10 protein-coding genes are annotated in these 11,421 nt (G+C 67.0%); 6 read left to right on the forward strand and 4 right to left on the reverse strand.

Going from position 1 to position 11,421, the window contains the following annotated elements; translation table 11 throughout:
- Positions 1–45 precede the first annotated feature (45 nt).
- Complete coding sequence (locus D5S08_RS12375) at positions 46–2,904, reverse strand: TonB-dependent receptor (RefSeq protein ID WP_241557386.1); 2,859 nt, start codon at positions 2,902–2,904, stop codon at positions 46–48.
- 279 nt (positions 2,905–3,183) lie between these two features.
- On the opposite strand from D5S08_RS12375, the gene D5S08_RS12380 reads away from it, so the two are divergent.
- The 3 genes from D5S08_RS12380 to D5S08_RS12390 all read left to right on the forward strand — a co-directional run bounded on the left by D5S08_RS12380 (position 3,184) and on the right by D5S08_RS12390 (position 6,969).
- Positions 3,184–3,912 (forward strand): SapC family protein, encoded by a 729-nt coding sequence (locus D5S08_RS12380; protein WP_241557383.1) that lies wholly within the window; start codon positions 3,184–3,186, stop codon positions 3,910–3,912.
- Complete coding sequence (locus D5S08_RS12385; RefSeq protein WP_421757463.1) at positions 3,909–4,922, forward strand: cupin-like domain-containing protein; 1,014 nt, start codon at positions 3,909–3,911, stop codon at positions 4,920–4,922. The genes D5S08_RS12380 and D5S08_RS12385 overlap by 4 nt, the downstream gene beginning before the upstream one ends.
- Before the next feature lie 115 nt (positions 4,923–5,037).
- Complete coding sequence (locus D5S08_RS12390) at positions 5,038–6,969, forward strand: NPCBM/NEW2 domain-containing protein (protein ID WP_121118956.1); 1,932 nt, start codon at positions 5,038–5,040, stop codon at positions 6,967–6,969.
- Between the two features lie 13 nt (positions 6,970–6,982).
- Here the strand turns inward: D5S08_RS12390 and D5S08_RS12395 are convergent, their stop codons facing one another.
- Together D5S08_RS12395 and aroC are read right to left on the reverse strand one after the other, a co-directional pair.
- Positions 6,983–7,381, reverse strand: coding sequence for an endonuclease domain-containing protein (locus D5S08_RS12395; RefSeq protein ID WP_121118957.1), 399 nt, complete (start codon positions 7,379–7,381; stop codon positions 6,983–6,985).
- A 114-nt stretch (positions 7,382–7,495) separates the two neighbouring features.
- Entirely contained in the window at positions 7,496–8,578 is a 1,083-nt protein-coding gene (aroC, locus tag D5S08_RS12400) for a chorismate synthase (protein ID WP_121118958.1), read from the reverse strand.
- 48 nt (positions 8,579–8,626) lie between these two features.
- On the opposite strand from aroC, the gene D5S08_RS16465 reads away from it, so the two are divergent.
- From D5S08_RS16465 to ruvB, 3 genes are read left to right on the forward strand one after another with little or no spacing between them, the layout of a single operon-like run.
- Complete coding sequence (locus tag D5S08_RS16465) at positions 8,627–8,932, forward strand: hypothetical protein (RefSeq protein WP_126665552.1); 306 nt, start codon at positions 8,627–8,629, stop codon at positions 8,930–8,932.
- The gene (gene ruvA, locus D5S08_RS12405; RefSeq protein ID WP_121118959.1) at positions 8,929–9,531 is read left to right on the forward strand and encodes a Holliday junction branch migration protein RuvA; all 603 of its coding nucleotides are present in this window, start codon (positions 8,929–8,931) and stop codon (positions 9,529–9,531) included. The genes D5S08_RS16465 and ruvA overlap by 4 nt, the downstream gene beginning before the upstream one ends.
- 7 nt (positions 9,532–9,538) lie before the next feature.
- Complete coding sequence (ruvB, locus tag D5S08_RS12410) at positions 9,539–10,567, forward strand: Holliday junction branch migration DNA helicase RuvB (RefSeq protein ID WP_121118960.1); 1,029 nt, start codon at positions 9,539–9,541, stop codon at positions 10,565–10,567.
- 3 nt (positions 10,568–10,570) lie between these two features.
- Here ruvB and D5S08_RS12415 read toward each other — a convergent pair whose 3' ends face one another.
- Positions 10,571–11,380, reverse strand: coding sequence for a hypothetical protein (locus D5S08_RS12415; RefSeq protein ID WP_121118962.1), 810 nt, complete (start codon positions 11,378–11,380; stop codon positions 10,571–10,573).
- Between the last annotated feature and the right edge of the window lie 41 nt (positions 11,381–11,421).

Consider the following 11,421-nt stretch of genomic DNA (forward strand, 5'->3'; position numbering starts at 1 on the left):
ATGATCGTGCACCCTGCCCAGGTTGGATCGGTACTGGGGAGGGTTCTAGTACCGATAGCGCAGGCCTAGCGTGTACCGCCGGCCGTAATCGAACACGTCCAGCAACTGGTTGCTGTAACGGCCATGGGTGCTTTGCTGATTGTTGTTCACGTTCAATGCCTCGGCAAAGACGCTGAAATTGTCCGAGATGTCGTAGCTGGTGGTCAGGTCGACCTGGAAGCTCTGGTTCACGAAGGTCGGCTCGGCCCCGAAGGAACCGGTGTTCTGGTTCTGGCCGAACTGCAGCAGGTACTTGTCACGCCAGTTCAGCGCGGCCCGCAACTGGAACCCGTCCTTGTCGTAGAAGCCGACGAAGTTGGCGGAATTGGCCAGCCCGGTGACCGCAAAGCCCGTCTGCGAGATGTTCGTCTCGTCATATGGCCGGTTGGTGTCGACCAGCGTGGCATTCGCCTGGAAGCCGAAGCCCGAATCGCCGAACACCTGTTGCAGTGCGAGTTCGACGCCGCGCACCGTCGCATCCGGCCCATTGATCTGCTGCGACACGGCGAAGCTGGCTGGCTGGCCGGTGGTGGGATCGATCACGCCGTTGACCGGCTGCCGGGTGACACCGCCGACGATGAAGTTGCTGACGTTCTTCAGGAACAGCCCGACCGACAGGTAGGAGTTGCGCTGATAATACCATTCCGCCCCCACATCGAAATTGTCCGCGAGGTATGGTCGCAGGTTGGGATTGCCGCCGGCGGCCGACAGCGCCCCGACACGCTGCCCGCTGCCCACGTTCAGCACCGGGTTGAGCAGGTTGAGCGTTGGCCGGGTCAAGGTCCGCGATGCGTCCACCCGCAGGATCAGATTGTCGGTCACCTCCAGCTTCGCATCGAAGCTGGGCAGCAGGTAGGAATATGAACTCTCGTTCGTGACGCCCTGGATGTCGGTATAGGACGCGACGGTCAGCAGGGTCGGATCGGCCGTGCTGGTCACGATCTGCGTCGGCAGCCGCCCCTGGCCCGTGGCCGACAGGTTCGTCACCTCGTTGCGGACGCCCGCGTTGAACGTGAACGGCATGTCCGCGATCTCCGCGCGGAAGCTGGCGCTGAGGAACAGCGCCCAGGTCTTCTCGCGCACGCGCAGCACGCTTCCCGGATCCACCGCTTCGTCGAACGTCCCGGTAAAGCCGGTCACGCTGCCATAGTTGAAGCCGGGGATGGTCTGCGTCTGCGGATTGCCCAAGCCCGTCAGGTAATCCTGGAAGGCGACCGGGCTGAACACGAACACCGATGGCGGCAGGCTGCCGTCGAAACCGGGGATGAACCCGTCGAGGCTGACGGAGCCTTGGTACAGGTCGGCGGGCAGAGGCGAGATGCCGGTGTCGCGGCCCGACGGGCCGCCATATCCGGCATAGGCCTGCCAGAAATTGTTCACGAAGGTGCTCTGGTTGCGGAAGTTGAAGGTGTCCTGATAATATTGGCCACCCGCCTTCAGCGTCAGGTCGTCCTGCGTCCAGGTGGCTGCCCCGCGGAACTGCACCAGCTCGTCCGTATTCACCTGCGTCTGGTTCACCGCGACGTGGCTGCCGATCAGGGCCGGGTTGGCCCAGTCCGCGCCATCGCCGGCGGGCCCGAAATTGCTGATCGAGGGGAAGGCATCCCTGCTGTCGCCGCCGACGGTGAAGCGCAGCGTGTTGCCCAGATCGCCGCCATAGCCGATGTCGCCATTGCGGCTGCCGATCACGCCATCCGGATTGAGCCAGCTCTTGGCATAGGCGACGTCGCCTTCCAGGCTCAGATTGTCCGACGCCGCGTAGGTGATGTTCAGGCCGGTCTGGTTGGTCTGCAGGATCTGCTTGTTGAGCGCGGAGGTGAAGTCGGTGGGCGTGCCCTGCTGCGTGAAGTCGATCGCCGTGCCGTTTTCATCGACGCTGACATTGCGCAGGTCGCCCTGGTTGAACCACACGCCGAAGGCGTAATTGTCCTGCGTGACGTTCTGGCGCGAATAATTGTTGTCGAGCGTGACCATCAGCTCGTCGGACGGGTGATATTGCAGCGATATTCGCGCATCGACGCGTTCGTCACTGACCCGCTGCTGCTCCGCGCCATATTGCTGCGGGAACCATCCGGGCAGGTTCTGGCGGTTGGCCGGATTGCCCCAGGCGGCCGAACTGGCATCGCTGGTGGGGGTACAGGCGCCGGTGCTGCCGGCCAGCTGGCAGGGCGCGAAATTGCCGCCGGGCCAGCCGGAGACGTAGACGCGGTTGGTATCGGTATCACGGCGGGTATAGATCACGTCGGCCAGCACGCCGATCGTGTCGTCGGCAAAGGTGTTGCTGATCAGCAGGCCGCCAGTGGGCACGATCTTCTCCGCCCGATCCTGGATCGATCCCGATCCGGTTGCGGCCAGCCGGAAGCCGGGCTGGTCGAAGGCGTTGGGGAACTGGATGTCGACCGTGGCGCCGATCGAACTGGACGACAGCGACACGTCCGGCGTCTTGAACACGCTCAGTTGGCCGATGAAATCCACGCCCACGGTGCTGAAGTCGATCTGCCGGCCGCCGGTGGCGGTGGAGATGCGGCGACCGTCGAACAGGGTCGTGTTGAAGTCCCCACCGAAGCCGCGGACCGTGATCCCGGTCGGCTCCCCGCGTGAGCCGGACCGCTGGATGGACACGCCGGGCAGACGCTGGAGCGAGGCCGCCACGTTGGAATCGGGGAATTTGCCGATGTCTTCCGCGGAGATCACATCCACGACGCCCGAGGATTCGCGCTTGATGTCCAGATTGCGCTGCAGAGAGCCGCGAAGACCGGTGACGATGATCTCGCTGCCGGTCGTGGCCGGCACGTCTGCCGCCGCCGCGGAACCCGCGGGCGGCGCGCCCGGCTGGACCTGTGCATGGGCCGGGGCCGACGCCATCAACGCCAGCAGGCTGGTGGCGCAGGCGAGTGCGGGCAGGGCACCCGATCCCTTCGGCAGGTGCACGCGATTCGAGGCCAACAGGCGCATTCCTCATCCCCTCTCTCGGTCGCGTTCCTTCTCGGGTGAGGAATCGCGAGGTTGGACCTGCCAGGGATCGAAGGGCGTCGTGTCCCTCTCGACTCTCGACAAGTTAACGTTACCATACATGAGCTGCAACAGTTGACAACTATTGTCAGAGTACAATGAGTGACCGGGTGAGGTGGAGGGGGGTGTCGCATGACGACCAGCGGACGGGATCGACGGGAGGACGGCGATGTGACGCAGGCATTGGAGCCGTTGAACCCGCAGCAGCACGGTCGGCTGTGCGTATCCAACTGGCATGACGCAACCCGTCATTTTGCCCAGATCGTCGCTGACGAGTTCCTGGATGCGGCGCATGACCACCCGATCTTCTTCACCAAGCATCCAGAGACCGGTGCCTTCTATGCCGGGGTGGTGATGGGGCTGACACCGGGCGAGAACCTGTCCCATCTGCGCGGACAAAACGACCGCTACCGCCCGGCTGATCTGGAGCGTGGGGGCTTCTTCGTCGTGCAGGACCAGATCATGGTGGAGCCGGCCCATCCGGCCTTCGCACAGCCGGACGGTCAGCTCCTGTTCGATGACGCCGGGGAGCCCACCGCCGCGCTGCAGCGCATCCAGCGGGCGCTGGGCCGGTTGCACACCGGTCTTCCCGCGACCGACGCCATCATCGCGCGATATCTGCAGCACCGGTTGATCGAGCCGATCGATGTGAGCCTGAGCTTCGATGATGGCAGCCGCATCCAGCTGGACGGGTTGTACACGATCAGCCTCGACCGCCTGCATGCGCTGCCGGACCACGCCGTGCTCGACCTGTTCCGGCAGGGCGACCTGCAGCTTGCCTATGCGCAGACCGGATCCGTCAGGCATATCAAACGCTTGGCGCGGCTGCATAACGAACGGCTGACGGGTCCGCCGGCATGATGCAGGTCCCGGAAGCGATCGATCCCGCTGCGCTGGATGATCCCGAGGCATTCAGGGCGATCGTCATGGAACGGTGCGAGCCGGTGCTGCTGCGGGGCGCGGCGCGGCACTGGCCGCTTGTCTCCTGCGGCGATGTCGGGCTGGCGGCCGGGCAGATCATGGCGTTCGACAGCGGCCGGGAAACCGATCTGTTTGTCGGCAAGCCGGAGATCGGCGGACGCTATCGCCATGCCGACGAAGCGCTGCGCGAATTCAACTTCACGCACAGGACATCGCCGTTCAGGGACGCGTTGCAGCAGATCCTGGCGACGGCGGACCAGCATGATCACGATACCATGTATATGGGATCGCTGACGTCGGAGACCTATCTGCCCGGCATAGAGCGCCTCACCCCGCTGGCCTTCGTGCCGCCGGCCGTGCGCCCGCGCTTCTGGATCGGGCATGTGTCCTCCGTCGCCTGTCATTATGACACCATGGACAATCTGGCATGCGTGGTGGCGGGGCGGCGGCGGTTCACCCTGTATCCGCCCGACGCGATCGCCGACCTGTATGTCGGCCCGATCGACCGGACGATGGCGGGCCAGCCGATCAGCCTGGCGGCAAGCGGCGCGGACCTCCAAGCGAATTACCCGCGCTTCGAACGCGCCCGCAGCCGTGCCCTGGTGGCGGAACTGCAGCCGGGCGATGCCATCTACCTGCCCAAGCTCTGGTGGCATCAGGTCGAGGCGACGGCCAGCGTCAACATGCTTGTCAACTTCTGGTGGGACGGTTTCGCTGCGGGACCGGACAAGCCATACACCACGATGCTGCTGGCCATGATCGCCATCGCCGAACGGCCGGTAGCGGAGCGTGCCGCCTGGCGTGCCTGGTTCGACCATTACGTCTTTCGTCCCGAAGGGCACCCGCTGCGATTCCTGGACCAGGATGTCCACGGCGTCCTGGGCCCGCTGAAAGCCGGCAATTACGGCCGGATCCGCGCCATGGTGCTGCGCCTGCTCCGCGGCGAGTAGCGGCGTCTGCGCGGGTACGACAGGGATGGCCGACACACAGGATTCACACTGCCCCGTTCCGCGGCGCCGGGCCTCGCCCGCCGCAGCGGCTGACTGGATATAAAGGGAGAGAGACATGCCGATTCGTGCCCGGGCGCACCTTCACAAACGCCGCCGCGCGCCCCTTGCCGCCTTGTCGGCGATCGCACTGCTGTGGGGATCGCAGCCGGCCATCGCGCAGCAGGCCGACCCGCTCGCGCCCACGGGCGCGTGGTCGGCCAATGTCGACGGCGCGGCGCTTACGCCGCCGATGGGCTGGAATTCGTGGAACGCCTTCTTCACCGACCTGGACGAGGAAAAGGTGCTCGCCTCCGCCCAGGTGATCGTCGACACGGGTCTTGCCGCCAAGGGCTACCGCTACATCAACCTGGACGAAGGCTGGTGGCAGCACCGGCGCGAAGATGGGCGGATGCTGGCCAATACGGACAGGTTCCCCTCCACCCGCACGCCGGACGGGGCGACATCGTTCCGCCCGTTCACCGACCGGTTGCATGGCATGGGGCTGAAGGCGGGCCTGTACTCCGACCTGGGCCGCAACACCTGCGCCCAGGCCTACATGCCCGATCAGACAAACCTGCCCCGCGGCACGATGACGGAGCGCGAGGTCGGGCTGTATGGCCATATCGACCAGGATATCGGCCAGTTCTTCGATGAATGGGGCTTCGACTACATCAAGATCGATGGCTGCGGCCTCAGGGCCTACGGGCCTGAGAGCGAGCGGGTCATGTCCGGGCAATATCGCGCGCTGGACCCGATCCTGAACCTGGAAACGGTCGCCCTGTCGGACATCCCGGCCGTGAAGGGGCTGTTCGGCGAGGTCAAGACAGCGCTGATGCGGTACAATCCCGACAATGATTTCGTGCTGTCGCTCTGCATCTGGGGCTCCGCCCATGTGCGGGCCTGGGCCAAGGATGTCGGCAATGTGTCGCGCACCAGCGACGACATCACGCCGCATTGGGGCCGCATGCTGACCAATTTCGACACGGCGGTCACGCGCGAGCTCTACGCCCACCCCGGATCGTGGAACGACCCCGACATGCTGTTCATCGGCAAGGGTGATTTCGATGCCGACCACCTGACGGAGGCGCGGTCCCACTTCACGCTGTGGGCGTTCCTCAACGCGCCGCTGCTGATCGGCAGCGACCTGCGCGACACGCCGCAGCCATTGATGGACATCTTCGGCAACAGCGCGCTGATCGCCCTGAACCAGGATGCGGGCGGCCACCAGGCGGTGCTCGCCTTCGACACCGATGACCTGCAGATCCTGGTCAAGACACTGGCGGATGGCGACAAGGCGGTGGCGATCCTCAACCGGTCTTCCGCCCCGGTCGAGGCCACGCTGACCGCCGCGCATATGAAGCTGCGCGAGGATGCCGCGATCGCGACGACCGACCTGTGGAGCGGAGAAGGCGCCAGCTTCACCGGCGAGATGAAGGTCACGGTCGCCCCGCGGGAAACCCGCGCCTGGCGCGTACGCGGCAGCCGCGCGTTGGCGGATGGCATGTACCTGTCGGAGCTGCCGGGGCAGGTCAATCCGGCGGTCGATGGCGTGACGGTGCCGGAGGTGGACCCCACGATCCACCGCGCGGCCAATTTCGGCACCCGCGGCAGCGGCGCGCGCCCGTTCTACACCGGCTGGGGCGGGGCACGCGCGGATTCGACGCCCTATGGCCGCGTGCTGCAGGTTGCCGGGCATCACTTCGCCAGCGGCATCGGCGTGCTCGCCAATTCGCGGCTGGAGGTGCGCAACAACGGTCACCGGCGCTTCACCGCATCCGTGGGCGTGGATGATTCCGCGCAGGATGCCGACAATGAAGTGACCTTCGCCCTGTATGGCGATGGCCGCCTGCTGGCCCGCAGCGAACCGCTGTCCCGCGGGATGCCGGCGCAGGAGCTGGCGGCGGATATCGCCGGCGTGAGCCTGCTGGAGCTCGTTGCCCGGTCCGGTGACGCAGTGACGGGCCAGCTGTCGGTCACGTGGGGCGATGCGGCACTGGTTCAGAGGTGACCGCGCCGGATGCTCAGTCCTCCCCGTGCGCAGCATGGGGAGGGGGACCAGCCGCAGGCTGGTGGAGGGGCATCGCGCAACGCATGATGATCGCCTCGACCGTTGCATCCACGTCCCGCAGCACATCGGACGCAGGGATTCGGACCACCGTTATGCCTTGCTGCGCAAGCCAGGCGTCACGGCTTGTATCCCGGGCGGGGTTGTCGCCAAGGTCGTGGGCAACGCCATCCACCTCAAAGGCGAGCCGATGCGCCGGGCAATAGAAATCCAGCACCACAAAGCCGATCGGATGCTGCCGCCTGAACTTCAAGCCGGCGGGCCGGGTCCGCAATATTTGCCAGAGCGCGATCTCCGGCTTTGTCATGGCGCGCCGCAGCCTGCGTGCATTCAGGATCGTCGTACGTCGCGCCATACCCCTCCACCATTCGCTACGCGAACGGTCCCCCTCCCCATCAAAGGATGGGGAGGATGAAGGAGCCGCATCGCTCCCGCAATGTCCGCGCCCCACCCATAGCAGCCGCTTGTCCTAGAAACCTCCGCCCGATCCCACCTGGGCCCGGTGCAGCAACTTATGATCCGCCAGCACCAGTGCCATCATCGCCGCCACCACCGGCACGCCGCGAATGCCCACGCACGGATCATGCCGGCCCCTGGTCGCCAGCTGCGTCGCCTGCCCGTCGCGCGTGATCGTGTCCTGCGGGATCAGGATGGAGCTGGTCGGCTTGAACGCCACCCGCACCACCACCGGCTGCCCGGTGGCGATGCCACCGGCGATGCCGCCCGCATGGTTCGCGGTGAACTCGGGGCCGTCCGCACCCGGTCGCATCGGATCGGCATTGTCCTCGCCACGCAGAGCGGCGGCGCCCATGCCTTCGCCGATCTCCACGCCCTTGACCGCATTGATGCCCATCATGCCGGCCGCCAGGTCCGCATCCAGCTTGGCATAAAGCGGCGCGCCCCAGCCGGCCGGCACGCCGGTGGCGACGCATTCGACCAGCGCGCCCAGGCTCGACCCGTCCTTGCGGGCTGTATCCACCAGCCCTTCCCAGCGCGCGGCGGCGACCGGATCGGGGCAGAAGAACGGATTGCGGGTGATCTCGTCCGCATCGAAGTTGGCCGGATCGACCGCATCGCCGCCGATCGCGCTGACCCAGGCGGTGATCGTCACTTCCGGGATCACCAGCCGCGCCACCGCGCCCGCCGCCACGCGGGCGGCGGTTTCCCGCGCGCTGGACCGCCCGCCGCCGCGATAATCGCGCAGGCCGTATTTGGCGTCATAGGCATAATCGGCATGGCCGGGGCGATACGCCTTGGCGACCTCGCCATAATCCTTCGATCGCTGGTCGGTGTTCTCGATCAGCAGGCTGATCGGCGTGCCGGTGGTCTGCCCTTCGAACGTGCCGGACAGGATGCGCACTTCGTCCGCCTCCCGCCGCTGCGTGGTGAAGCGGCTGGTGCCCGGCTTGCGCGCATCCAGGAAGGGCTGGATGTCGCCCTCGCTCAGGCTCAGCCCCGGGGGGCACCCGTCCACCACCGCGCCCAGCGCCGGCCCGTGGCTTTCCCCCCAGGTGGTGAACCGCAAGACGCGCCCAAATGTGTTCCAGCTCATGGGCAGGCGCTATCGCCAGAATGACGGCTCCTGTCCATCGCCTGCGGCATGGCGAAACTTTCCTACTCGGCCCCGATCTGGCAGGTGGGCGCGATGCAGCTTTCCCCCGCTCCCGAACGTGACACCGCCGGCGCTCACCGCGACACGGGCGTCGCCTGTCGTGACGCCGCCCGCCGGCAAGGTGACACATCGGCCCGCCATCGTGACACCGGCGCGCGCCGGGGTGACACCTGCCGCCTCCACCGTGACGCCCGCCGCCGCCATGGTGTCGGCCACCCCCGGCAAGGTGGCCCATTCCAGGGGGGCTACCGTGCAACCCCTGTCACCCCCCTGCCGGCAGGAGCCGCCCGATGATCGCGCGCCTCTCCGGCCGGCTGCTGGAAACCGGCCTCGACTGGGCGATCATCGATGTCGGCGGGGTCGGCTACATGGTCCACTGCTCCAGCCGCACGCTCTCGGCGCTGGGCAATGTGGGGGAAGGGTGCACCGTGCATACCGACCTTCAGGTGAGCGAGACGGACATGCGCCTGCTCGGCTTCGCCAAGGGGGAGGAGCGGGACTGGTTCCGCCTGCTGACCCATGTGCAGGGCGTGGGGTCCAAGGTCGCGTTGGCGATCCTCTCCGCCCTCTCGCCCGCCGAGCTGCGCGACGCCTGCGCCGCGGGTGACGCGGCCAGCGTGGCGCGGGCGCAGGGCGTGGGGCCCAAGCTGGCGGCGCGCATCGTCAACGAGCTGAAGGACAAGGCCGGCGCCATGCCGGGCGGCGGCGGAGTCGCGGCGATGCCGGCGGCGAGCCCCGGCAGCCTCAGCGGCGATGCGGTCAGCGCGTTGCAGAACCTCGGCTTCAAGCCCGCCGTCGCGGCCGGAGCCGTGGCCCGGGCGCAGGAGGAGCTGGGCGAAGGCGCCGATCTCAACACGCTGGTCCGCGTGGCGCTGAAGCTGGCGGCGGGATGATCAGAGCATGAGCACCAACCCCGAACTGTCGCCGAACCGCCAGCCGGAGGATGTCGACGCCGCGCTGCGGCCCAAGAGCCTGCGGGACTTCACCGGCCAGGAAGCCGCGCGGGAAAACCTGCGCGTGTTCATCGAATCGGCCAAGGGGCGCGGGGAGGCGATGGACCACGTCCTGTTCTTCGGCCCTCCCGGGCTGGGCAAGACCACGCTGGCGCAGATCGTGGCCAAGGAACTGGGCGTGGGCTTCCGCGCCACCAGCGGCCCGGTGATCGCCAAGGCGGGCGACCTCGCCGCGCTGCTGACCAACCTCGAACCGCATGACGTGCTGTTCATTGACGAGATCCACCGCCTGAACCCGGTGGTGGAGGAGGTGCTCTATCCGGCGATGGAGGATCGCGCGCTCGACCTGATCATCGGGGAAGGGCCGTCTGCCCGCAGCGTGCGGATCGACCTGCCGCCTTTCACCCTGATCGGCGCCACCACCCGGCAGGGCCTGCTGACCACCCCCTTGCGTGACCGCTTCGGCATCCCGCTCAGGCTGGTGTTCTACACCGAAGGCGAACTGACCCGCGTCGTCACCCGCGCCGCCGGCCTGCTGGGCCTGGCCATCGACCCCGACGGCGCGCGGGAGATCGCCCGCCGCAGCCGCGGCACGCCCCGCGTCGCCGGCCGCCTGCTGCGCCGCGTGCGCGACTTCGCCCATGTGGCGGGCCGTGACGTGGTGACGCGGGTGCTGGCGGACGAGGCGCTGACCCGGCTGGAGGTGGACAGCCTGGGCCTGGACGCCATGGACCGCCGCTACCTCCAGATGATCGCCGGTATCTACAAGGGCGGCCCGGTCGGCGTGGAAACGCTGGCCGCCGGCCTGGCCGAACCGCGCGACACGATCGAGGAGGTGGTGGAACCCTTCCTGATCCAGCTCGGCCTCGTCGCCCGCACCGCACGGGGGCGGTGCCTGAACGATGGCGGCTGGAAGCATCTGGGACTGGCGCCGCCCAGCGGACCGCAGGGCGGGCTGTTCGACGGGGAGGGGTAAGGTCTACGAGTCGGCGTAAACCGAAAAGGAGGTGATGCTCGGGACAGGCTGGTTATCGGCATCCAGTGCCGGCTTGAACCGGATGTCGCGCAGAAGGTCGCACGACCGGCTGGACGCTTCGGCGGATATCTGTCCGTCGATCGCGCGGCAGTCGGTTGATCGACCGTCCTCGTCGATCAGGAGCCGGAGCACCTGATAGCTGGCGCCGGCTTTAGGCAGGTTACGCGTGATAGCGGCGGTCTTCCTGAGTAGCGCGCTGGTGCTCTCCAACTCCACCCGTCGTGACAGGGTGCGTTCGCGGAGTGGATCGAGGCTCAATGTAGTGAGCAGGTCATCCTCGCACTGGCGAAGAACCGACGCCATTTCGGTCAACGGCCCGGTCGTCAGCTCGACCTCCGTCGCGAACGCACCGCGGATGCGATAGGCCTCGATCGTGGCATCGTTCCGCGGCAAGTCCTCGGTATAGGCGACCCCGCTCCAGCCCCCCGATCCTTGCAGGGTGCGATACGGGGCGCGCCCGGACATCTCCCGATCGGGCTGGAACCCGGTCAGCAGCTCGCCGCGCCCCCTGCCAAGCGTGTCACTGGCAACGGTGACATTCAGTCGACCACCGGTGCCGAAACTCTTGAACTCCATAGCAACCTGCTTGCCCCCGCCCGAGAAGGAGCGGCGCAGGCTACAACTGTTCTCCGCAAAGTCTGCCGTCCAGTTTGCGGACGGGGACAGAACCAGCACGGTCGCATCTTCGGCGCGCAAGGGTGCCGTCTGGATCAACGATGCCGCCGCTATGATCCCGAGCAACTTTCCGACCATCTGTTCCCCCCTTAGATCACAAGATCCATGTCGCTCTTGCC

It is taken from the genome of Croceibacterium ferulae, assembly GCF_003660445.1.
GTDB lineage: Bacteria > Pseudomonadota > Alphaproteobacteria > Sphingomonadales > Sphingomonadaceae > Croceibacterium > Croceibacterium ferulae.